The sequence below is a fragment of the Actinomadura sp. DC4 genome, assembly GCF_030406325.1.
Classification (GTDB): domain Bacteria; phylum Actinomycetota; class Actinomycetes; order Streptosporangiales; family Streptosporangiaceae; genus Actinoallomurus.
Map to the genome: position 1 here is coordinate 251,055 of NZ_JAUEQY010000013.1, position 22,618 is coordinate 273,672.

Below are 22,618 nucleotides of genomic sequence, written 5' to 3' on the forward strand. Positions count from 1 at the left end.
CGCGCACTAGGACCTGACGAAGGTCTGGCGGGTCCCGGCGAACAGCAGCTTTCCGCCGCCGAGCAGGGTGACCTGCCAGTACGCCCCGCCGTGGCCGTCGGGATCGGACAGGTCGAAGTGCCGGGCGTCGCGTGGCGTGGCCGTGCCGGTCCACAGGCTCTGGCCGAAGGCCTGCCACTCGCCGCTGCCGTCCTTGTGGAAGCGGAAGTAGGTGTTCTTCGTGTCCCGCGTCCAGGTGCCGGTCAGCCGCTTCAGCCAGGACCTCTTCTGCGCGGCGGTGACGTGCGGCGGCGCGCTCTTCGACGGCTCGACCCCCGGCAGCGTCGAGACGGGGACGGGCGTCACCGGGCGGGTCGGCGACGACGACGCGGCGGCGCGCGGCGCGTTGCCGCTCTGGGAGTTGACGAGGGCGGTGAAGACCAGCACGCCGACGGCGGCGACGGCCGTCCCGACCGCGGCGGCTCTGGTCACCGCGGGCGTGATCGCGCGCATTCCCACCTCCCCGTGTGCGGCGTTCCGTGCCGCCACCGTACAAGGTCCACAGACCGGCCACCGTCTCATACTCAGGTGTCACGACAGATCGCCCCTGCGATGGAGGCGGCGCGCGAAACCGCGGCGTAAAAAGGGGTTATGAACACTTCCGAGCTGCCGCGCGACGACATCACAGCCTCCCTTGCCGCCCGGCGCGAGCTCGGGCCCGACTACGACGCCGCGTTCGTCGACGCGGTGGCCGAGCGCCTTCAGCAGGCCGCCGCGACGCGTCGCCCGATCATCGCCGAGCAGGAGAAGGGCGAGCGGGCGCTGGCGGTCACCGTCGTCTGCGTCTCGCTCGGCGTCTCGATCCCGGTCAGCGCCATCGCCGCGGTCCAGGCCGGGCTGGCCGGGCTCCTCGTCGTGTGGATGGGCCTGGTCGCGATCAACGTGGCGTTCGCCCTGCGTCCCCGACGCCGGTAGGCACCGGCTCGGCCGCCTCCTTCGCGGCGTCGTGGCGCGCCTTGAGCAGGCTCGCGACCGTCGTCACGAGCATCGTCACGCCGATCACGGCGAGGGACATCCAGATCGGCACCTGCGGCGCCCGCTCGAACCCGGTCGCGTGCACGGCCTCGAGGATGAGCTTGGCCCCGATGAACGCGAGGATGAACGCCAGACCCTTGCTGAGGTAGACGAGCCGGTCGAGCAGCCCGCCCAGCAGGAAGTAGAGCTGGCGCAGGCCCATCAGGGCGAAGGCGTTGGCGGTGAAGACGAGGTAGGACTGCTTGGTCAGGCCGAAGATCGCCGGGATGGAGTCGAGCGCGAACAGCAGGTCGGTGGAGCCGATCGCGACCATGACGATGAGCATCGGGGTGACCATGCGGCGGCCGTCGACCCGTACGGTCAGCCGGTCCTTGTAGTACTCCCCGGTGGCCGGGATGACGCGCTGCACCCAGCGGAGCAGGGCGTTCTCCTTGAACTCCTCGTCGCCGGTGCCGCGCAGCAGGCCCAGCGCGGTCCAGATGAGGAACAGGCCGAAGAGGTAGAACAGCCACTCGAAGCGGGCCAGGGCGGCACCGCCGACGACGATGAAGACGCCGCGGGTGAACAGAGCGATCAAGATGCCGACCAGGAGCACCTTGTGCTGGTTGGCGCGGGGCACCGCGAACCGCGCCATGATCACGTAGAAGATGAAGAGGTTGTCGATGCTGAGGCTGTACTCCGTGAGGTAGCCCGCGAAGAACTGCGCGGAGTACGCCCCGCCGCTCACCAGCAGCAGGCAGATGCCGAAGACCGCCGCGAGCGCGACGTAGAACGTCACCCAGATGCCGGCCTGCCGAAGCGTGAACTCCTTGGGCTGACCGCGGTCGACGATCCACAGATCGACGAACATGACGGCCACGATGCCGACGAGAGTGAGCGACCAGCCTAGAAACGTGACGTTCACAAAGCAGCATCCTCCGGTGGCAGACGAAAGCCCCGGAGGTCTCTCCCGCCCGCGCTCATCGGCGCGAACCGACAGTACCGGGCCGCATGGGACTCCAGCCGTGATGACGACACTGCCGCGAAAGGGATACTCCCCTCCTGCGCCTCGACTATATCCAAAACAGAGTGCGAACCGAACGGTGCGCGGCGTTAGGACGTCGTACCCGTCGCGCGGGCGTAGCACGACGTGAGTTGATCGATCGCGTCCTCTTCGGTGGGCAGCCGGAGCGCCTGCTCGGCCGCCGCGGACGCGAGCCGTTCGGCGAGGTCCGGTTCGTTCAGTACACGAAGCACGGCCGCCTCCAGCGCGGCGGCGTCGCCGGACGGGACGAGCAGCGCGGCCTCGCCCACCATGCCGGGGATCCCGCCGACCTCCGTGGCCACCAGTGGCCGCCCGGCGCGCAGCACCTCCTGCACGATGAGCGGCTGCCCCTCCCACACGCTGGACACGACGGCGACGTCGGCGGCGGAGAGGAGCTCCGGGACGTCGGACCGGCGGCCGAGCAGCCGTACGGGGAGGTTCTCGCTCTCGATCCTGGCGCGCAGCGACTCCTCCAGTGGGCCGTCGCCGGCGACGGCGACGAGCGGAGGCGGCGTACGGCGGGCCCAGCCGGCCGAGGCGTCGAGCAGGAGGGGCAACCCCTTCTGCTCGGCCAGGCGCGCGACGACCACGACCAGCGGCCGGTCGACGGCGCCGAGGTCGGCGCGGAGCTTGGACCGCGCCACGCCGTTCTCCGCGAGGCGGCGCGGCGGCGCGGGCACGAGCGCCCGGCCGACCGATGCGGCGCCGAGCGAGCGCATGCGCTCCTCCAGGTCCGGCGAGACGCCCAGGACCTCGGTGGCGCCCCGCGCCACGACCCGTTCCAGCGTGGCGTACGCGGCCCCGATCATCCCGCCCGCGATGACGGCGTTGTGCAGGGTGACGACGAGCGGCGGGACGCCGGTGCGCAACGGCGCGGGGACGGCGCGGGCGAGCGCGAGGGCGGCCAGGCCGCCGGCGCGCAGGCCGTGGGCGTGCACGACGTCCGCGTCGCGGGTGAGGCGGCGGATGCGGGCGATGGCGTGGGCGTCGCCGACCGGGTGCGGCCGGTCGGCGATCTCCACCGGCGCGAACCGCGCTCCGGCCGCGGCGAAGCCGAACAGCTCGTCGGTCGAGGCCGGGCCGAGCACGGCGACGTGGGCGCCGCGTTCGACGAGCCCGGCCACCACCGAGCGCACGTGTCCGCCCACTCCCCCGGCGCTCGTCGCCAGCACGATGGCGACCCGCAAACCACTCAACGCATCCTCCGCCCGATCACGGCCTTCAGCTCCCGGCCGTCCAACGCATAGGTGACCAGCGCGAAGACCACGCAGGCCGTGAGCGCGGCGACCGCCGCCGCGCCGATGCTCGTGAGCCGGCCGCCCGCGCCGATGGCCGCGGCCACCGCGTAGCCGGCCGCGCCTCCCGCGACCGCCCCGGCCACGCCCGCCGCCGTGGCGCGGCCGAGGCCGGCGACGGCGGCGCGCCCGCGGACGCGTACGAGGGCGAGAAGCAGCAGGACGCCCGCGACGGTCATGCCGGCGCTGTTGCCCAGCGCGAGCCCCGCGACGGTCCAGTCCCGCGGCAGTGTGAACACGAGGACGAGGTCGGCGACGATGACGACGAGCCATCCCACGACGGTCGCGCCGGCCGAGTCGCGGCCCCGGTGACACGCGAACAGCACCCGGCCCAGGTGCGCGACGAAGCCGTAGCCGATCAGGCCGGGGGTGAACGCCAGCACCGCGCGGGCCAGGACCGCGGGCACGGCGTCCTGGTCGAGGAAGGTCGCGGCCGGGACCGCCACCGCGGCGAGCGCGGCGGCGCCGGCGCAGGACACCAGCACGATCGCCCGGGTCGTCGAGGCGGTGATCCGGTCGAACTCACCGGTCTCGCCGGTGCCGATCCGCGCGGAGAGCATCGGGAAGGCGCTGGTGGCGATCGGCACGGCCAGGACCGCCCACGGCAGCAGGAAGAGCGCCCAGGCGTACTGGTAGTCCGCGAGCGCGCCGCGGGTGCCGTGCCCGCTCAGCATCACCACCGCGATGGCGGACAGCTGCTGCGCGGCGACCGTGGTCAGGCCGGCGATGGCCAGCCGCCGGACCCGTACGCCGATGCCCGGCGGGAAGCGCAGGGTGGGCCGGATCCGCAGCCGCAGCCGTACGGCGGCGACCCCGGCGGTGGCGAGCAGGACCAGGACGCCGGCGGTGGTGCCGGCGGACAGCATCAGCTCGGCCGACCGGGGCAGCCGCGCGAGGTCCTCCTGCCGGCCGTGGCCGAGCGGGACGTACGCGAGGTAGGCGCCGATCACGACGAGGCTGGAGACGAGCGGGGCCAGCGCGGGCCCGATGAAACGCCGGTGCGCCTGCAGGACGCCGTACAGCACGACGGCGAAGCCGTAGAGCGCGATCTGGGGTGCGAAGACGACGAGCATGTGCGTGCCGACCGTGACGACGCCCGTACGCGTGCACTCGTCGAGGCCGCCGCGGACCAGGGTGTTCATGATCGGCCGGGCGAGGAGCATGCCGAGGACCGACAGCGGGACGAGGGCGACCGCCATCCAGGTCAGCAGCGCGGACGCGGTCCGGCGTACGTGCTCGCGGTCGCCGCGTTCGACCGGACCGGCCAGGACCGGGACGACCATGCCGGCCAGCGCGCCGCCCGCGACGATCTCGAAGACGATGTTCGGGACCTGGTTCGCGGTGTAGTACGCCTGGCCGAGGCAGGAGGTCTTGACCGTCTGGGAGAAGACGACGATGCGGCCGAACCCGGCGACGCGGGCCAGGATCGTGATGACGCCGATGAGGACCGCGGCTCCCGCGAGCTCCCGGCCGGTGCGCCGTGCCGTCGGCTCGTCCGTCACCTCGGCAGCCGTCACTCCGTGTCCGTCGGGCGCGCCTCCGGCACGGCGACGGGACGGCGGCCGAGCTGGTCGGCCCACCGCAGCGCCGGCGTCGCCTGGATCACCTTGGTGAAGCTGACCACCTCGCTGGCGGCGTTGAGCGCCGCCACGCCGGTGAGCAGGCCGAGGCGTACGGGGCGGGGGAGCCGGGCGGCCGACAGGCCGAGCAGCGCGCCGAGCGCGTTGGCGCCCGCGTCGCCGAGCATGGCCCGCTCGCCGAGGTCCTCGGGCAGGAGCGCGAGCGCCGCGCCGAACGGGGCGGCGGCCACCGCGGAGCCGCTCAGCGTGCCGGGCAGGCCCGCCAGCGCGCCGACCTTGATGGCCCGGCCGGGCCGCAGGTCGAACAGGTTGGCCAGGTTGGCACTGCCCGCGACGAGCACGCCGTTGACCACGATGTCGAACGCGGTGGCCCGGCCCTTGGTTCCGGCGATGGCGGCGGCCACGAGACCGGCGGCGCCGATGCCGAGGATCTTGACGGCGCCGGTGGTCACCTCGCCGCGCGCCAGGGCCGTCAGGTGACCCTTGAAGCCGCGCGAGTCACCGGATCCGGCCAGGTCGTCGTACGCGCCGAGCGCGCCGGCGGCCGTGCCGGCGAAGACCGCGGCGACGCGCATGCGGGCCGGGACGCCCGGGGCGACGGCCACCGCCGTCACCGCTCCCGCGACGAACGCCGGCCCTTCGAGGAGGGTGACGGGCTCGCCCCGGTGGTTGGTCCGCAGCCAGAGCTTCTCCTCGCGCGGCGGACGCCGCGTCAGCAGGAGGTACGCCGCCCGCGCGGCCGCCGCACCGAGTGCGGTGCCGGCCACTGCCTTACGCATCCTCGCCTCACTTCTTCTTCAACGCCGTCGGGACCGGGGTCGGCATCGGCCCATCGACGCCGGACCCGATGCCGTAGTCACCGGTCTTGCCCTGCTTGGCGGCGAAACTGAGCGCGAACACCGTGGTCAGGCGGCCGGCCGAGGCGTCTGCCGTGTCGACGGTCGAGCCGTGGCTCTCGGCCTTGCTCTCGTCGCGGATCGCCTTGATCATGCCGCCGTCGGCCGCCGCGTCGGTGTTGCCCGCCGTCACCGTGCCATTGCCGTACTGGGACAGGGCGACGGGGATGGCGACCAGCGCCTTGTTCCGGGCGTCGGCGTTCTTGTCGTTGCTCGCCGCTGCGGGCGCGATCACGATGGCGAGTGTCGCACGGGTGGCGGGCTGCCCGCTGTAGGTCAGGAAATTCGCCGTCTTGAATCCGGCGAGGACCTGTCCCGCGGCGGGATCCTCCTGTCCGCTGCTCGATGCCTGCTTGGTCACGAGCACCGCCGCGAGCTCGATCGCGGCGCGGTCGTAGGGCGTCGCGTCGGCCGGGAACTCCAGGCCGGCGGGCTTGAGCTGGTCGGTCAGCTCGCTGAGCGTGGCCAGCTGGTTGCCGTCGAGGTATTTGTCCCCGAGGGTGACGTAGCCGCTGATCCGCGCGCCCGCCTTGCCGACGATGTCGGCGGTCTTGGCGCGCATCTGGTCATCGGCCCCGGGCGCCTCGATGAACACGACGCTCTCACCCTTGAGCTGCCCGTCCACGACCTGCGGAGAGACGCCGTCCATGACCTGGCTGTCGTAGGCGTTCAGCTGGTCGACGGCACGCTTTTGCACACGAAGATTCTGGTTGTCCTTCCCGATCTGCGCGGCCTGGCCACGCAGCTCACTGGTGACGGATCCACGCAGCGCCGAGGCACCGACCACAAGGCCGAGCGCCAGCGCCAGGAAGACCGCGATGATGGAGACGAGGTGGTATCGGAAATCGATCACGTGAACAATCCGGTGAGCCAGTAGACGAACTGATGCCATTTGTCGGCGACGACAGGTGCGAAAGCGTCACCGGCGGGCGAGGAGACGATCGCGACGATCATGGCGACGAGTGTCGCCGCCACCAGAAGAAGCAGAGAGGAACCCTTGATGCGGCTGCGGTAGAGCCGGCTCACTCCCTTGGCGTCGACGAGCTTGCTGCCCACCCGAAGCCGGGTCAGGAACGTGCTGGCCATGCCCGCCCGCCCCTTGTCGAGAAACTCCACCAGCGTCGCGTGGGTGCCCACCGCGACGATGAGGGTGGCCCCGCTGTCGTCGGCGAGCAGCATCGCGATGTCCTCGCTGGTGCCCGCCGCGGGAAAGACGACGGCCTGCTGGTCGAGGTCGTGCACCCGCTTGAGGCCGGGTGCCCGGCCGTCGCGGTAGGCGTGCACGACCAGCTCGGCGCCGCAGGTCAGCGCCTCGTCGGAGACCGAGTCCATGTCTCCGACGATCATGTGCGGGCGGTAGCCCGCCTCGATCAGAGCGTCCGCTCCACCGTCGACGCCGATCAGCACCGGACGGTATTCGCGGATGTAGGGCCGCAGGGTCGCGATGTCCTCGCGGTAGTGGTAGCCGCGCACCACGATCAGCACGTGCCGGCCGTCCAGGTCGGTCGTGACGTCCGGAACGCCGACGCCATCGAGCAGCAGGTCGCGCTCGCGTTTGAGGAACTCCATGGTGTTGGCGGCGAACGCCTCGAGCTGGGCCGGAAGCTCCGCCCTCGCCTCGACCATCGACGCCTCGACCGTCTCCTCGGTCTGGCGGATGCCCTTGGCCACCACCTGGTCGTCGGCGAGGAGCGCCTCGCCGTCGACGCGTACGAGGTCGCCCTCGTGGACCTTGGTGAACACGTCGGGGCCGACGTCGTCGATCAGCGGGACGCCGGCCTCGACGAGGATCTGCGGGCCCAGGTTGGGGTAGCGGCCCGAGATGCTGCGCGCGACGTTGATCACCGCCGCGACGCCGCAGGCGGCCAGCGCCTCGGCGCTGACGCGATCGAGGTCGACGTGGTCGATGATCGCGATGTCGCCGGGCTCCAGGCGTTTGGTGAGCTTCTTGGTCTTGCCGTCGAGACGGGCGACGCCGGTCGCGGCGGCCTCGGCGTCCCCACGATCGCGGCGCAGCCCTCGGAACCGCGGCACACGCAGGCGCGCGGTCGGTTTGATCCTCGGGGAGACGTCATTCATCGTGATGCCATCCTGCCAGAGCGCGAACGATGACACTTGTAACGACGAACGTAAAGGCGTGTTCGTTCAACGACCTTGGGCGTTCATCGTTCGGCGGCCGCGATGGCCAGAAGCTCTTCCGCGTGGGCACGGCCGAGCTCGGAATCCTCCAGCCCCGCGAGCATACGCGACAGCTCACGGATGCGGCCGCCGGAGTCGAGCGCCGTCACCCCGCTGCGCGTGACCCGGCCGTCGTTGGCCTTCTCCACGACCAGGTGCTGGTCGGCGAAGGCGGCCACCTGCGGGAGGTGCGTGACGACGATCACCTGTGCCGTCTTGGCCAGCCGGGCCAGCCGCCGCCCGACCTCGACCGCGGCCTTGCCGCCGACTCCGGCGTCGACCTCGTCGAACACGAACGTCGGCACCGGGTCAGAACCCGCGAAGACCACCTCGATCGCCAGCATGACGCGGGACAGCTCACCGCCCGAGGCCCCCTTGTGCAGGGGCAGCGGCGGTGCGCCGGGGTGCGGGGCGAGCCGCAGCTCGACCTCGTCGACGCCGTGCGGGCCGAAGTCCTCCTGCTGGGTCACCACGACGGCCACCCGCGCGTGCGGCATGGCCAGGGCGGCGAGCTCCTCGGTGATCGCCTCGGAGAGCCGGTCGGCGGCCTCGACGCGCTTGGCCGTCAGCTCGGTGGACAGCTCGGTGAGCTGGCGGGTCAGGTCGTCGTGCTCGGCGCGCAGCTCCTCGATGCGGTCGTCGTCGGAGTCGAGCTCGGTGAGCCGGGCGGCGGAGCGCTCGGCCCACGCCAGCACGGCCGCGACGTCCTCGCCGTACTTGCGGGTGAGCCCGGTCAGGGCGGACCGCCGCTCCTGGACGATGGCCAGCAGCGCCGGGTCGGACTCGATCGCCTCGGCGTAGCCGGCGAGCTCGGCCGCGACGTCGGAGACGAGGTAGACCGCCTCCTCCAGCCGGTCGGCCTGGCCGGCGAGCGCCTCGTCGTGGGCGCGTACGGCCTCCAGTGCCTGGCGCGCCTCGCCGAGCAGGCTGAGGACGTCCATGGCGCCGGTGACGGCCGTCGGGTCGCCCTGCAGCGCCTCGTGGGCGGTGGTGGCGGCCGTGCGCAGGGAGTCGGCGTGCGCGAGGCGCTGCTCGTCGGCCGCGAGCTGCTCGTCCTCGCCCGGCTTGGGGTCGAGCTTCTCGATCTCCTCCAGGCCGAAGCGCAGCAGGTCGGCCTCCTGGGCCCGTTCGCGCGCCTGGGTGATCAGCTCCTCCAGCCGCTGGCTCACGTCGCGGTGCCGGCGGTAGGCCGCGATGTAGCCGCGCAGCGGCTTGGCGACCTTGTCCCCGGCGAACCGGTCGAGCGCGGCGCGCTGCCGCCCGGCCTGCAGCAGCCGCTGCTGGTCGGACTGGCCGTGCACGGCGACGAGGTCGTCGGCGACGTTGATCAGCATCGCCACGGGGACCTGACGGCCGCCCAGGTGTGCGCGCGAGCGCCCCTCGGAGGAGATGGAGCGGGTCACGATGAGCGCACCGTCGTCCAGCTCGCCCCCGGCCTCCTCGACGCGCGCGGCGACCTTTCCGCCCTCGGCGACGATGATGCGTCCCTCGACCGAGGCGCGGTCGGCTCCGGGCCGTACGCGCTGCGGGTCGGCACGCCCCCCGAACAGCAGCCCGAGGCTCGTGACGACCATGGTCTTTCCGGCACCGGTCTCCCCGGTGACCACATTGAACCCGGGGGACAGCTCGAGAACGGCCTCCTCGATGACCCCGAGGTTCTGAATCCGTACTTCCTCGACCATGGGCCGCACTAGTCGAACCCCTCCCGTCGCACTGCACAACCGGCGCGCCTGAGGCTACTCCGTCAAAGCGACGTATCGCGGTCGGATCGCCGGTTGAGCCGAACATTTGTTCGGCTCAACCGTACGGGCTCCGCGGCCGTGCCGCAGCCCGCGAGCTAGTCGAGGACGCGTCCACGCCAGCCCGCGACGGGCAGGCCGAACTTGGTGACCAGGCGATCGGTGAACGGCGTCAGGTGCAGACGGGCCAGGCGTACGGGCCGCTCACCTCGGCGGACCTCGACCCGCGCGCCCGGCGGAAGCTCGATGCGGCGGCGGCCGTCGCACCACAGCACTCCCCCGGAGGTCGCGGGCAGCAGCTCCAGCGCCACCACCGAGTGCGGCGAGACCACCATCGGGCGGGCGAACAGGGCGTGCGCGCTGATCGGCACCACCAGGAGGGCCTCCACCTCGGGCCAGACCACCGGCCCTCCCGCGGAGAAGGCGTATGCCGTCGAGCCGGTCGGTGTGGCGCACACCACACCGTCGCAGCCCCACCGCGACAGCGGCCGGCCGTCGATCTCCGCGACGAGCTCCAGCATGCGCTCGCGGGAGGCCTTCTCGACGCTGACCTCGTTGAGCGCCCAGCCCGTGGCGATGATGCCGCCGTTCTGCCGGACGACGACGTCGACCGTCATGCGCTCCTCGACGTCGTACGCGCCGTCGGCGACCTTGTCGACGGTGGCCGCGAGGTCGGCGCGCTCGGCCTCGGCGAGGAACCCCACGTGCCCGAGGTTGACCCCCAGCAGCGGAGTGCCGGACGTACGGGCCAGGTCGGCGGCCCGCAGCAGCGTGCCGTCGCCGCCGAGGACGATCACCACCTCCGCGCCCTCGGCCGCCGCCCCCGAGACGGGCATGACGTCGACGCCGGCGCACCGGAGGTCTTCGGCCTCGCTGTCGAGCACCCGTGCGGCGATGCCGGCCTCCTCGAGGCGGCTGAGCACGAGCTGGGCGCTGCGGACGGCGCCGGGCCGTCCGGTGTGCGTCACGATGAGGACGGATCGCTTCTCGGTCATCTTGTCGGTCATATGGTCGTTCATGCGGGCCCTTCCGCGACGGCCTTGTCCAGATCGGCTGCGGCGAGCGGCGGCGCACCGGCCCGCAGCCACAGGAAGTACTCGACGTTGCCCGACGGGCCGGGCAGCGGGCTGGCGGTCACGCCGAGCACGCCGAGGCCCAGGCCCGCCGCGTGGTCGGCGACCCCGCGCACCGCGCCGGCGCGCAGCTCCGGGTCGCGGACGACCCCGCCCGCGCCCACGTGGGCGCGGCCCACCTCGAACTGCGGTTTGACCATCATCGCGTAGTCGGCGCCGGCGGCCACGCAGCTCTGGATCGGCGCCAGCACGAGCCGCAGCGAGATGAACGACAGGTCGGCCACCACGAGACCGGGCGGCTCCCCCACGTGCTCGGGGGTGAGCTCGCGGATGTTGACCCGTTCGACGACGGTCACCCGGTCGTCGGTGCGCAGCGACCACGCGATCTGGCCGTAGCCGACGTCCACCGCCACCACGTGGGCGGCGCCCGCGCGCAGCAGCACGTCGGTGAAACCCCCCGTCGAGGCTCCGGCGTCGAGGCACCGGCGGCCCTCGGTCTCGAGGCCGGCGAAGGCATCCAGCGCGCCGGCGAGCTTGTGCCCGCCGCGCGAGACGTACTCCGGCCCGGTCTCGTGCTCCTGGACGACGATCGGCGCGGAGGTCTCCACCTGTGTGGCCGCCTTCGTCGCCGTACGGCCGCTGATCTTGACGCGTCCGGCGGTGACGAGCTCGACGGCCTGCTCACGCGAGCGTGCCAGCCCGCGCCGGACCAGCTCGCTGTCGAGGCGGCGGCGAGCGCTCATCGACCGCCCGTCCTTGCGGTCACGGCTGCTCGCCGTCCATGCCCGTCAGCGCGTCCTGCAGCCGGCGATGGACGTCCTGGAAGATCTCGGGATGGGCCGCGGGCGGGGTGCCCTCCAGCTCGCCGAGGCGGGCCAGCGCGGCATCGACCCGCTCGTCGCCCGTGGTCTGTCCCTCGGTGCCGTTCACGTGATTCGGTCCCCCAATCACCGCCGGGCCGTTCGACCCCGGCTCTAGAAGAACGCTACCGTCCGTTGGTGACAACGGTGTCGAGGACGATGACCGGGGGAACGGACCTCACGATGGCCACCCAGGAGGAAGCACGTGCGGCGCTGGATCGCATCGCCACCCGGCTCACGGATGTGGACCCCGATGAGCTGGCCAAGCACGTCATCGAACGCACCGTCAGCTGCCGGGTGCCCGATCTCGACCTCGTCTTCGTCACGCGCATCCACGCGCGCGGCCTGGATGAGTTCCAGCTGGCCGAGAGCGCGAACGGCGCGCAGGTGCGGCTGACGGTGAACAGCGACGACCTCGTCGCCCTCGCCGACGAATCGCTCAAGGTCACCAAGGCCTGGGCCAGCGGCCGGCTCAAGATCGAGGCCAGTCTCGGCGACCTGCTCCGCCTGCGGAAGATTCTCTGAGCCCTTACGGCTTCAGTGCGGCCGGCGCCTGTTCACCGGCCTCCCGGACCGCCGTCGCCGCGGAGACGGTCCAGCCCCCGCAGGCGACCCGCTTCGCCAGCGGGGGATCCTCTCGACGCGCGTCGAGGACGCCGCCGTGTGATCCGTGGCCTTCAGAGGCCGAGGGCGGCCAACCCCTGCTCGCCGTTCCCGCCGGACTCCCAGGCCGCCGCGCACAGCGCGCGCAGGCCGTCGATCGGATCGCCGTCGCCGCGGACGCTCATGTCCTCGGCGACGGTCCATCCGCCGCACGCGTACTCGGCTCCGTCGTGCCGTACGCCCGGGTGGGGCGTGAGGAGCCCGTTCAGGTCCCTGGCGACGTACGTCGGCCGGTGCTGGGGCGGGGCGGCCAGGAGCGTACGCGGGTCGGTCACGCCGGTGAGGACGAGCAGGCTGTCGGCGCCGCCGTTGTTCGCGCCCTCGATGTCGGTGTCGAGACGGTCCCCGACGATCAGGGGCCGCTCGGCCCCGGTGCGCAGGATCGTCTCGCGGTGCAGGGGCAGCTCGGGCTTGCCGGTGATGATGGGATCGACCTTGGTCGCGGCGCGGATGACCTGGACGAGCGCCCCGTTGCCGGGCTTGATCGTGCCACCCCGGCCGGGGATCGTCGTGTCACCGTTCGAGGCGACGAACAGCGCTCCGGCCGCCACCGCGAGGCAGCCTTCGGCCATGAGGTCGTACGCGAGGCCGGGGGCGTAGCCCTGAACGACGGCGACGGGCTTCTCGGAGGCCGTGGAGACGGGGCGCAGGCCGGCGGCCCGCAGCGCCTGGCGGAGCCCCATGCCGCCCACGACGAGCACCTTCGCGTCGCGGGGGAACCGCTCGGCCAGGAGGCGCGCGGCGGCCTGGGCGGAGGTGACGACGTCCTCGGCGACGGCGGGCACACCGACGTCCCCGAGGAGCGCGGCGGTGGCACTGGGCGTACGGGAGGCGTTGTTGGTGGCGAAGGCGAGCCGCATACCACTGGCGCGTGCCTTGGCCAGGGCCCCTGCCGCGCCCGGGATCGGGTCATGGCCGACGTAGACGACCCCGTCGAGGTCGAGCACACCGACGTCGTACGCCTCGGCCAGCGGCCGGTCGCTCCCACGCATCGTCGTCCCTTTCCACCTACCGCCTGGTCGCGTCGGCCGTAGGACCCCCGCGAAGATTTGCTCCACCAGAACCTACGCGCTACCCCGCTTCCTCCGGACGGCCAGTCCTTAGACTCACGCCCACCACACCCACCACACGGCCATCGGGCAGTCCCGCGCGCCGATGGGCTCGCTGCGCGGCAGCCCCCGGCCGGACGCCGGTAGCCCGCGCGCCCGTTGTTCACGTCCACCACCTAGGGCGGCGGCGAAGACAAGCGCGGGCGAGGATGCGGTCGCCGGGTGGAGCAGTACGGCCGCTGCCCCGGCGGGCTGGATCCGCGCGTCCTCGGGAGAGTGGCCTGCCGCCGTTACTCCGCGCGGCGGGGCGCCTCGGTCAGCCCTTCCGGGCGCGGGCCCGGGCGTGGCGGAGGGCGGTGGCGTAGTGCTTGTTGTCCGGGCACATGGCGCAGGCAAGGGCGAGGTGTTCGACGGCCTCGGCGATCTGCCCGGTGCGCGTCAGCGCCAGGCCCAGGCCGAACAGCGCGTAGTCCTCGGCCGGGTCGGCCTCGACGATCAAACGAAAGTTCTCGGCGGCCTCGGCGTAGCGTTTGGCCCCGTACTGGGCCCGCGCGAGCGCCTCACGGACACTGCGGGAGGAGGGCTCGGCCGCCGCGGCGTGCTCCAGAACCTGGATCGCCGCCGCGTGGCTGCCGTTCTCCAGAAGATTCAGCCCACGCTGGTACCAGTCGTACACCTCACCACCCGGCGCGCCCGGGGAATCCTGGCCGTGGTCCGAACCTTGAACCATTGGTGGCCTCCGTTCACCGACTCCGTCTCATCCTCAACAAGACCCCGGTATCTAACATGCCCGACGTGACCATTCAGCCCGGCCTCACTCTCAAGCCGTTCCGCGCCGTACGGTACGCCCCGTCGAAGGTGAGTTCACTGGCGGCGGTGACCTCCCCACCGTACGACCTCATCGACGAGGACGCCCTGAACCGCTTTATGGCGGACGAACCACACAACATCGTGCGGCTGATCCTGCCGCAGCAGGACTACCGCGAGGCCGCCGAGACGCTGCGGTCATGGCTGGCGTCTGGGGTGCTGACGGTGGACGACGAGCCGGCGCTGTACGTGTACGAGGAGGCCGGGGAGGGCATCCTGCAGCGCGGCCTGATCGGGGCGCTCGGCGTACATGAGCCGTCCTCCCGGGTGATCCTCCCCCACGAGGACGTATACCCGGGCCCGATCCGCGACCGCCTGGCGCTGATGAGTGCCACGGAGGCGAACCTGGAGCCGATCTTCCTGCTGTACGAGGGCGCCGGCACGTCGGTCGCCAGCCACCTGGTCGACGAGGTGGCCTCCACCTCGGTCCCCGTTCTGGAGACCCTCACGGGCGATGACGTACGGCACCGGCTGTGGGCGGTCCGCGACGCTGCCACGCTCGCGGCGGTCGCCGCGGACCTGCGCTCCCGTCAGGCGCTCATCGCCGATGGACATCACCGGTATGCGACGTACCAGGCGCTTCAGGACCGCTATGACGGCCCCGGCCCGTGGGACGCGGGCCTGGCGCTGCTGGTGGATTCGAGTGCCTATCCGCCGCAGCTGGGCGCGATCCACCGCGTGATCGCGGATCTCGCCGTCGCGGATGCCGCGCGCCGGGCGGAGGCGGCGTTCCACGTCGCGCCGGTCGGCCGTGACCTGCCCGTCGCGCTGGACCGCCTGGCCGCAGAGGAGGGAACGGCGTTCCTGCTGGGCGGGGAGGACGAGATGTTCCTGCTGACCGAGCCGGACGCGGCCCAGGTGGCGAAGGCGATGCCGGAAGACGCGTCGGACCGCTGGTGCGGCCTGGACACGGCCGTGCTGCACCGGCTCTTGATCCCGCGGCTGTGGGGCATTGCGGAAAATGAGTCGAACGTACGCATCGTCCATCACGATGCCGCCCGAGCCGTGGAAAAGGCCCGCCGCCGAAACGGCACCGCCGTCATCCTGAACCCCATGAAGGTCCCGGACGTCCTGGCCGTCGCCGCGGGTGGCGAAAAGGTCCCCCGCAAGTCAACGTCTTTCGGCCCCAAACCCCGCACGGGCCTGGTCCTGCGAACCTTCGCCACCGACTAACGCGAGGTCCCGTCGGCGAGTCGAGGCTGTTTTGACTGAGAGTCAAAACGGTTCAGTCCGGAAAATTCGCACGAGGACGGCCGAGACATCTCACCCGAAGACGGTGGAGACATATGGCCAGCGTGGTGGACGACCACCGCCTGGAGGGCCGACGGTCTCGTGCCGAAATCTCTGCGGCCCATGCCCGAGAATCCGCGCATGCCTATGCCCCGCGCCGAGGTGTCTGCGGACGCGGTTGAACCGCGTCCGCAGACACCGCCGGAAGCCAGCGGTGCCCCGAACCCGACTGGCCCCGGCTGAGCCCACGCTCGCCGCAGCCGACCCCGTACTCGGCCCGGCCTAGTTCGGACCGACCCGACCCGATCAGGCCTGAACTTCGTCGGGGCTCACCTCATACCCGGCCCGGCCCTGCCCGGCCTGGCTCCGGCACGGCACGGCGCTGCACGGCACGGCACGGCCCAGGTGGGCCGGCCTGGCCCGGCCCGATCGAACCTGAACATGGCCGGACTCAACCCGGCTCGCCCCCTGCCCGGCTACGGCTCCGCCCGACCAGGCCCGGGCCGGCTCGACCCGGCCAGTTCAGGCCCAGCCCGGTTCAAGCCCGACCCGGCCCGGCCCGGCCCGAGCTAACGTGAACCCTGGCCAGAGCTCAACCCGGACCGGCGTGGGTCAGCCGATGAGTCACGTCGCCACGGCGGTGTCCTCCTTCGGGGCCGGGTGGAGGCGGAGGATGGCGGTGGCGGCCTCCACCTCGTACAGGCCTCGCGGTCCGGACGGGCCTCTCCAGAACCGGTGTCGCAGCGACCCGCGTACCTCGATCAGGTCGCCGTGGGACCACGTGCGGATGCCGGCCTGGATCGCCGGGTCGTACGTCACACAGCGGATCGTGTCGATGCTGTCCTGCGGCGATCGCCCGCCCCGGTGCTCGACGATCAGGCGCCAGACCGCCACCTGGTCGTCGCCCGATAACGCCCGCCACTCCGGCTCTCCAGAGAGTCTTCCGACCAGGACGATCTCGTTGACGTGCTTCACGGGCGTCTCCTCTCATGATCGACCGCTGTGCCCCCACCACGGCCCTATCTCTACGATGGAGCATCGCCAACGCCCGCATAAGGCCCCACGCCCATCTGTGGATAACATCGGAGTCAGGTATGGAGACAATCACTGACCTGGGCAATGACGTGTTCGAGATCGACACACGCATGGCCGGGTATGAGGGGATAACGGCGGGTTATCTCATTCGTTCGGACCGGCCGTGTCTGGTGGAGACCGGGGCGGGCAATTCGGCGCCGGTCGTACGCAACGCGCTGGAGGCCGCGGGCATCGGGCCCAATGACCTGGCGACGGTCGTCGTGACCCACATTCATCTCGATCATGCCGGCGGTGTGGGCGATATCGCAGAGATGTTCCCGAATGCCGAGGTCGTCGTCCACGAGAAGGGCGCCCGGCACCTCGCGGACCCGCGCCGGCTGATGCGCAGTGCGCGTATGGTCTGGGGTTCGGCGCTCGACTCCCTCTTCGGCGACCTGAAGCCCACCGAGGCCGCACGGATCCGGGCGGTCGAGGACATCGGCGTCGTCGATCTCGGCGGCGGCCGCCGGCTCGAGAGCCACCACTCTCCCGGGCACGCCACGCACCACGTCGGGCTGATCGACTCGCTCACCGGCGACCTGTACGTCGGCGACGCGGCCGGCGTCTACATCCCCGAGACCGCCGACCTGCGTCCCGCCACGCCCCCGCCCGACTTCGACCTCGACAGCGCTCTGGCCTCCCTCGAACGCTTTCGCGCACTGCAACCGTCGCGGCTGCTGTTCAGCCACTACGGACCGGTGCAGCCCGTGAGTGAAACGCTCGACCGCGCGGCGGAAGAGCTGCGGCTGTGGGTCGAGATGGTCACGGAGGCGTACGACCAGCGCCTCGATCTCGATCACGCGGTGGCCATGGTCCAGGAACGGACCGACGAGCGCTACAAGGCTCTCGCGCCCGAGGCCGATCCGGCCGTGGCGAAGAAGGTCGAGGTCATCTCGGCGACGCGCAACAACGTGGCCGGGATCATGCACGCGCTCGAACGCGACTCCGGAAACTGACGGGCGCGTGCGGAATCCGCACGCGCCCCACCTCAGACGTCTTCCGGGCCCTCGTCGTTCTCGTCGGCGATGATGTCGAGGCCTTCGAGCTCGGCGTAGCGCTCGGCGGCGTCGGTCTCGCCGTCCCGGTCGGCGGCGGCCGCCCGGGCGAACCAGTCGGCCGCCTCGCTCTCCCGGTCCGCGTCCGCCAGCGCGTCCGCGTACGCGTAGAAGAGACGTGCCGACCACGGGCGCAGGCGTTCGTCCTTGAGTTCGGGCACCTGCAGCGCCAGCACCGCGGCGCTCTGCTGCCCGAGATCACGCCGCGCACCGGACTCGACGATCCGCATCTCGATCGCCTCGGCCGCCGGAAGCCGCTTGGCCTCATCCGACCTGGCCAGGTCCAGCGCACGCTCGGGACGGCCCAGGCCACGCTCGGCGTCGGCCATGATCGCGAGGTACGCCTCCTGCCCGCTCAGCCTCCGTGCCGCCCGCAGTTCCGACAGCGCCACCGACCACAGGCCCGAGTGGTACGCGGCGAGACCGCATGCCTCGCGTACGACGCCGACGCGTGCCGCCCTGCGACGGGCGGCCAGCGTGTGCTGGTACGCGAGCTCGGCGTCGTCGTCGATCAGCCGGCCGGCCATGACCAGGTGCCGCGCGACATCCGTGGCGAGATCCTTGGGCAGCGTCTTCAGTTCCGACTTCGCGGCGCGGTCGAGCTCGTCGCCGGTCACGTTGTCCGGAATCGGCGGGCCCGGGTCGCGCCTCGGCCTCGCCTCGTCCTCCGGGCGGCCGTCGCGCTCGTACGGCTTGCGGCCGCGATCGAAGGGCTTGCGGCCACCTTCGCGGTCGGGCCGGCGGCCACCCGCGGGCCGGTCGTCGCGGCGCTGCGGGCCGCCCCGGGGCGCGGAGTCCCTGCGATCCGTACGCGCGCCGGACGGGCCGCCACGCCGGTCGTCCTGCGAAAACGGCCTACGGTCGGTGCCCTCACGACGGGGACCACCGCGGCGCTCACCCGGCGACGAACTCCTCCGGTCCGTTCCCTCGCGGGGAGGACCGTACTTGCCCCCACCGGACGGGCCCTCGCGGCGCGGTCCACCGGACGAGAAGCTTCTCCGGCCCGGGTTCTCACCCCGCGGCCGTTCCCCCTGGCGGTCGGTGCGCTCATCACGCGGAGCGCCGCTCCTGCCTGCCGAGCCCTCGCGACGGAGGCCGCCGCGACGCTCCCCGGGCGAGTATCGGCCCGCGTTCTCACCCCGCGGAGGGCCGCCGCGTTCGCTCTGTGAGTACGGCCGGCGGTCCGTGGTCTCGCCCTGCCGGCCACCCGAGGAGTACGGCCGGCGATCGGTGCTCTCACGGCGCGGAGCGCCCGAGCCTTCACGGCGCGGGCCGCCACGGCGCTCGCCCGGCGACGAGCCCGTCCCCTCGCGTGGCGGGCCGTACCTCTTCGGGCCGGCGGATGAGCCCTCGCGGCGCTGGAAGCCGCCGTCGTTGCGGCGTCCGGAGGAGCCCTGCGTACGGGGCGGGCGCCCCTCGCGGTCCTTGTCCTCGAAGCGGCGGCCACCCGGCGTACGGTCGTCGCGCTTGCCGACGCCGTACGAGCCGGAACCCGCCTCGCGCCGCGGGCGGTCGCGGAAGGATGCCTCGGACTCGTTTCCGCGGAAGCTTCGCTGCCCGCGCGCTCCCGTACGGCCTGAGTCGTCGCGCGGTTTGGAGTAGCGGCCGCCGGATTGGCCTCGTGGACCCTTGGCGGGTGGGCCGTCGCGCCGTGGCCGGCCTCCGCCCTCGCGCTTCTGGTAGCCGCCCGACGAGCCGCGTGCGCCGCCCTGCCGGTCGCGGGCTCCGCCCGCGCCGCCGGGGCGGCCTGTGTTGTTCTGACGCGGACGGCCTTCTTCTTCGCCGTCCCGCTTGTCTTTTTCCGCGCTCATCACACCGAACCGTTCAGCTGGAGACTCCTAGGCTTCCACTCTGCCCCGGACAACGCAAAAAGGGCCGCCTGTAACCAGGCGGCCCTTTTTGTATGTTTATGTCCGGCGGTGTCCTACTCTCCCACACCGTCCCCGGTGCAGTACCATCGGCGCTGGAGGGCTTAACTTCCGGGTTCGGAATGGGACCGGGTGTTTCCCCACCGCTATGACCACCGAAACGCTCAACAGAACACGGTGGTAGCCGTTGAGCCCACTTTTGGTGGGTTTGTGGTTCCCGGTCGTGTTCCGGGAACCGCATAGTGAACGCGAGCGCAGTCTCCCACTTTGAGGTGGGGTGTGTTCAAGCCACTCGGCCTATTAGTACCAGTCAACTCCACACCTTGCGGTGCTTCCATCTCTGGCCTATCAACCCAGTCGTCTAGCTGGGGGCCTTACAACCACTAGGGTTGGGAGACCTCATCTGGAGGAAGGCTTCCCGCTTAGATGCTTTCAGCGGTTATCCCGACCGAACGTAGCCAACCAGCCATGCACCTGGCGGTACAACTGGCACACCAGAGGTTCGTCCGTCCCGGTCCTCTCGTACTAGGGACAGACCCTCGCAAGTCTCCTGCGCGCACAGCGGATAGGGACCGAACTGTCTCGCGACGTTCTAAACCCAGCTCGCGTGCCGCTTTAATGGGCGAACAGCCCAACCCTTGGGACCTACTCCAGCCCCAGGATGCGACGAGCCGACATCGAGGTGCCAAACCTTGCCGTCGATATGGACTCTTGGGCAAGATCAGCCTGTTATCCCCGGGGTACCTTTTAGCCGTTGAGCGACACCACTTCCACACGTCGGTGCCGGATCACTAGGCCCTGCTTTCGCACCTGCTCGACATGTCTGTCTCACAGTCAAGCTCCCTTGTGCCCTTGCACTCAACACCTGATTGCCAACCAGGCTGAGGGAACCTTTGGGCGCCTCCGTTACATTTTGGGAGGCAACCGCCCCAGTTAAACTACCCACCAGGCACTGTCCCCCACCCGGATCCACGGGTGCGGGTTAGACGCTCGAAACGACCAGAGTGGTATTTCACCAATGACTCCACCGACACTGGCGTGCCGGCTTCACAGTCTCCCACCTATCCTACACAAGACGCTCCAAACGCCAATGCCAAGCTATAGTGAAGGTCCCGGGGTCTTTCCGTCCTGCTGCGCGTAACGAGCATCTTTACTCGTAGTGCAATTTCACCGGGCCTGTGGTTGAGACAGTGGGGAAGTCGTTACGCCATTCGTGCAGGTCGGAACTTACCCGACAAGGAATTTCGCTACCTTAGGATGGTTATAGTTACCACCGCCGTTTACCGGCGCTTAGGTTCTCAGCTTCACCCACCAAAGGTGGATTAACCGGTCCCCTTAACGTTCCGGCACCGGGCAGGCGTCAGTCCGTATACAGCGTCTTACGACTTCGCACGGACCTGTGTTTTTAGTAAACAGTCGCTTCCCCCTGGTATCTGCGACCCCCACCAGCTACCCAAAGCTAGTTCGGTCACCAGCAGGGGCCCCCCTTCTCCCAAAGTTACGGGGGCAATTTGCCGAGTTCCTTAACCACAGTTCACCCGATCGCCTTGGTATTCTCTACCTGACCACCTGAGTCGGTTTGGGGTACGGGCCGCCGACACACATCGCTAGAGGCTTTTCTTGGCAGCATGGGATCACTCACTTCGCCTAAATCGGCTCGGCATCACATCTCACCCTCAAATGGTGTGCGGATTTGCCTACACACCGGGCTACATGCTTACCCCAGGAACAACCATCGCCTGGGTTGAGCTACCCTCCTGCGTCACCTCATCACTTGCCTACTACCACCTCAGGTCCACAACTCGCTCCCACGACCAGCCCGAAGGCTGAAAGGAGAGTCCGTGGTGTTAGTGTCAGTGGGTTCAGCATGGGCGCGTGCCAGCGGGTACGGGAATATCAACCCGTTGTCCATCGACTACGCCTCTCGGCCTCGCCTTAGGTCCCGACTTACCCTGGGCGGATTAGCCTGCCCCAGGAACCCTTGGTCATCCGGCGGAGGGGTTTCTCACCCCTCATTCGCTACTCATGCCTGCATTCTCACTCGTGTGGCCTCCACGACTGGCTCACGCCGCCGCTTCACCGCCCACACGACGCTCCCCTACCCACCCCAACCCCTGAACCAGCCACCCGAAGGCGCTGACTAGGGACATGTTGGAGTGCCACGGCTTCGGCGGTGTGCTTGAGCCCCGCTACATTGTCGGCGCGGAATCACTTGACCAGTGAGCTATTACGCACTCTTTCAAGGGTGGCTGCTTCTAAGCCAACCTCCTGGTTGTCCTCGCAACTCCACATCCTTTACCACTTAGCACACGCTTAGGGGCCTTAGCCGATGATCTGGGCTGTTTCCCTCTCGACTACGAACCTTATCGCCCGCAGTCTCACTGCCACGCTCTCACTTACCGGCATTCGGAGTTTGGCTGACTTCAGTAAGCTTTTAGGCCCCCTAGGCCATCCAGTAGCTCTACCTCCGGCAAGAAACACGTGACGCTGCACCTAAATGCATTTCGGGGAGAACCAGCTATCACGGAGTTTGATTGGCCTTTCACCCCTACCCACAGGTCATCCCCCAGGTTTTCAACCCTGGTGGGTTCGGTCCTCCACACGGTCTTACCCGCGCTTCAACCTGCCCATGGGTAGATCACTCCGCTTCGGGTCTACAGCATGCGACTAAAATTCGCCCTATTCAGACTCGCTTTCGCTACGGCTCCCCCACACGGGTTAACCTCGCCACACACCGTAACTCGCAGGCTCATTCTTCAAAAGGCACGCCATCACGAAAACAGTCCGAAAACCGTTAGGACGCTCTGACGGCTTGTAGGCACACGGTTTCAGGTACTATTTCACGCCCCCTCACCGGGGTGCTTTTCACCTTTCCCTCACGGTACTAGTCCGCTATCGGTCATCAGGGAGTATTTAGGCTTACCAGGTGGTCCTGGCGGATTCACACGGGATTTCACGGGCCCCGTGCTACTCGGGAAACACCATATGGAGACAACAGAGTTTCGCCTACCGGACTATCACCGACTACGGTCGACCATTCCAGATCGTTCGACTACCCTGAAGTTTTATCACTCCACACCCGGCCAGGCGGACCAGATACAGATGCTCCCACAACCCCACACACGCAACGCCCGCCGGCTATCACACGCGCAT

General features: G+C 70.2%; 19 protein-coding genes and 2 rRNA genes. 4 read left to right on the forward strand and 17 right to left on the reverse strand.

The features are described from left to right. Positions 1 to 6 precede the first annotated feature (6 nt). A complete protein-coding gene (locus QWU11_RS22790) occupies positions 7 to 492 on the reverse strand; it encodes a hypothetical protein (protein ID WP_290116332.1) in 486 nt (161 codons plus the stop codon). A gap of 138 nt (positions 493 to 630) precedes the next feature. Between QWU11_RS22790 and QWU11_RS22795 the strand changes: the two genes are divergently transcribed. After that, complete coding sequence (locus QWU11_RS22795) at positions 631 to 954, forward strand: hypothetical protein (RefSeq protein ID WP_290116333.1); 324 nt, start codon at positions 631 to 633, stop codon at positions 952 to 954. Here QWU11_RS22795 and QWU11_RS22800 read toward each other — a convergent pair. The 10 genes from QWU11_RS22800 to QWU11_RS22845 all read right to left on the reverse strand — a co-directional run bounded on the left by QWU11_RS22800 (position 917) and on the right by QWU11_RS22845 (position 11,729). After that, a complete protein-coding gene (locus QWU11_RS22800) occupies positions 917 to 1,918 on the reverse strand; it encodes a TerC/Alx family metal homeostasis membrane protein (RefSeq protein WP_290116334.1) in 1,002 nt (333 codons plus the stop codon). The two genes, QWU11_RS22795 and QWU11_RS22800, sit on opposite strands and share 38 nt — an antisense overlap. Before the next feature lie 188 nt (positions 1,919 to 2,106). After that, positions 2,107 to 3,225 (reverse strand): glycosyltransferase family 4 protein, encoded by a 1,119-nt coding sequence (locus QWU11_RS22805; protein WP_290116362.1) that lies wholly within the window; start codon positions 3,223 to 3,225, stop codon positions 2,107 to 2,109. 5 nt (positions 3,226 to 3,230) lie between these two features. Then, complete coding sequence (locus QWU11_RS22810) at positions 3,231 to 4,850, reverse strand: lipid II flippase MurJ (protein ID WP_290116335.1); 1,620 nt, start codon at positions 4,848 to 4,850, stop codon at positions 3,231 to 3,233. Next, positions 4,847 to 5,692: a hypothetical protein gene (locus tag QWU11_RS22815; protein WP_290116336.1), complete on the reverse strand. Its 846-nt coding sequence runs from the start codon at positions 5,690 to 5,692 to the stop codon at positions 4,847 to 4,849. Before QWU11_RS22815 ends, QWU11_RS22810 begins: the two co-directional genes overlap by 4 nt. Positions 5,693 to 5,699: 7 nt before the next feature. Then, positions 5,700 to 6,662: a copper transporter gene (locus QWU11_RS22820; protein ID WP_290116337.1), complete on the reverse strand. Its 963-nt coding sequence runs from the start codon at positions 6,660 to 6,662 to the stop codon at positions 5,700 to 5,702. Further along, positions 6,659 to 7,888 carry a putative cytokinetic ring protein SteA gene (gene steA, locus QWU11_RS22825; RefSeq protein WP_290116338.1) on the reverse strand — a complete coding sequence of 410 codons (1,230 nt, stop codon included), beginning with the start codon at positions 7,886 to 7,888 and terminating at the stop codon, positions 6,659 to 6,661. Before steA ends, QWU11_RS22820 begins: the two co-directional genes overlap by 4 nt. A gap of 83 nt (positions 7,889 to 7,971) precedes the next feature. Beyond that, positions 7,972 to 9,669 carry a DNA repair protein RecN gene (recN, locus tag QWU11_RS22830; RefSeq protein ID WP_290116339.1) on the reverse strand — a complete coding sequence of 566 codons (1,698 nt, stop codon included), beginning with the start codon at positions 9,667 to 9,669 and terminating at the stop codon, positions 7,972 to 7,974. A 155-nt stretch (positions 9,670 to 9,824) separates the two neighbouring features. Beyond that, the gene (locus QWU11_RS22835; protein WP_290116340.1) at positions 9,825 to 10,721 is read right to left on the reverse strand and encodes an NAD kinase; all 897 of its coding nucleotides are present in this window, start codon (positions 10,719 to 10,721) and stop codon (positions 9,825 to 9,827) included. A 20-nt stretch (positions 10,722 to 10,741) separates the two neighbouring features. Beyond that, entirely contained in the window at positions 10,742 to 11,542 is an 801-nt protein-coding gene (locus tag QWU11_RS22840) for a TlyA family RNA methyltransferase (protein ID WP_290116341.1), read from the reverse strand. Positions 11,543 to 11,561: 19 nt separating this feature from the next. Then, positions 11,562 to 11,729 carry a hypothetical protein gene (locus QWU11_RS22845; RefSeq protein WP_290116342.1) on the reverse strand — a complete coding sequence of 56 codons (168 nt, stop codon included), beginning with the start codon at positions 11,727 to 11,729 and terminating at the stop codon, positions 11,562 to 11,564. A gap of 68 nt (positions 11,730 to 11,797) precedes the next feature. Here QWU11_RS22845 and QWU11_RS22850 point away from each other — a divergent pair, with 68 nt between their 5' ends. Continuing rightward, positions 11,798 to 12,184, forward strand: coding sequence for an SCP2 sterol-binding domain-containing protein (locus QWU11_RS22850; protein WP_354670881.1), 387 nt, complete (start codon positions 11,798 to 11,800; stop codon positions 12,182 to 12,184). A 152-nt stretch (positions 12,185 to 12,336) separates the two neighbouring features. Here QWU11_RS22850 and QWU11_RS22855 read toward each other — a convergent pair whose 3' ends face one another. Together QWU11_RS22855 and QWU11_RS22860 are read right to left on the reverse strand one after the other, a co-directional pair. After that, entirely contained in the window at positions 12,337 to 13,314 is a 978-nt protein-coding gene (locus tag QWU11_RS22855; protein ID WP_290116343.1) for an HAD-IIA family hydrolase, read from the reverse strand. Between the two features lie 373 nt (positions 13,315 to 13,687). Then, positions 13,688 to 14,101 carry a tetratricopeptide repeat protein gene (locus QWU11_RS22860; protein WP_290116344.1) on the reverse strand — a complete coding sequence of 138 codons (414 nt, stop codon included), beginning with the start codon at positions 14,099 to 14,101 and terminating at the stop codon, positions 13,688 to 13,690. Between the two features lie 2 nt (positions 14,102 to 14,103). On the opposite strand from QWU11_RS22860, the gene QWU11_RS22865 reads away from it, so the two are divergent. Next, a complete protein-coding gene (locus QWU11_RS22865; RefSeq protein WP_290116364.1) occupies positions 14,104 to 15,411 on the forward strand; it encodes a DUF1015 domain-containing protein in 1,308 nt (435 codons plus the stop codon). Between the two features lie 681 nt (positions 15,412 to 16,092). On the opposite strand, the gene QWU11_RS22870 is transcribed toward QWU11_RS22865, so the two are convergent. Next, a complete protein-coding gene (locus tag QWU11_RS22870) occupies positions 16,093 to 16,443 on the reverse strand; it encodes a single-stranded DNA-binding protein (protein ID WP_290116345.1) in 351 nt (116 codons plus the stop codon). 119 nt (positions 16,444 to 16,562) lie between these two features. On the opposite strand from QWU11_RS22870, the gene QWU11_RS22875 reads away from it, so the two are divergent. After that, the gene (locus tag QWU11_RS22875; RefSeq protein ID WP_290116346.1) at positions 16,563 to 17,498 is read left to right on the forward strand and encodes an MBL fold metallo-hydrolase; all 936 of its coding nucleotides are present in this window, start codon (positions 16,563 to 16,565) and stop codon (positions 17,496 to 17,498) included. A 32-nt stretch (positions 17,499 to 17,530) separates the two neighbouring features. On the opposite strand, the gene QWU11_RS22880 is transcribed toward QWU11_RS22875, so the two are convergent. The 3 genes from QWU11_RS22880 to QWU11_RS22890 form a co-directional block, all read right to left on the reverse strand. Beyond that, a complete protein-coding gene (locus QWU11_RS22880) occupies positions 17,531 to 19,408 on the reverse strand; it encodes a hypothetical protein (RefSeq protein ID WP_290116347.1) in 1,878 nt (625 codons plus the stop codon). 100 nt (positions 19,409 to 19,508) lie between these two features. After that, a 5S ribosomal RNA gene (gene rrf, locus QWU11_RS22885) occupies positions 19,509 to 19,625 on the reverse strand. A gap of 119 nt (positions 19,626 to 19,744) precedes the next feature. Then, a 23S ribosomal RNA gene (locus tag QWU11_RS22890) occupies positions 19,745 to 22,618 on the reverse strand; the annotation flags it as partial.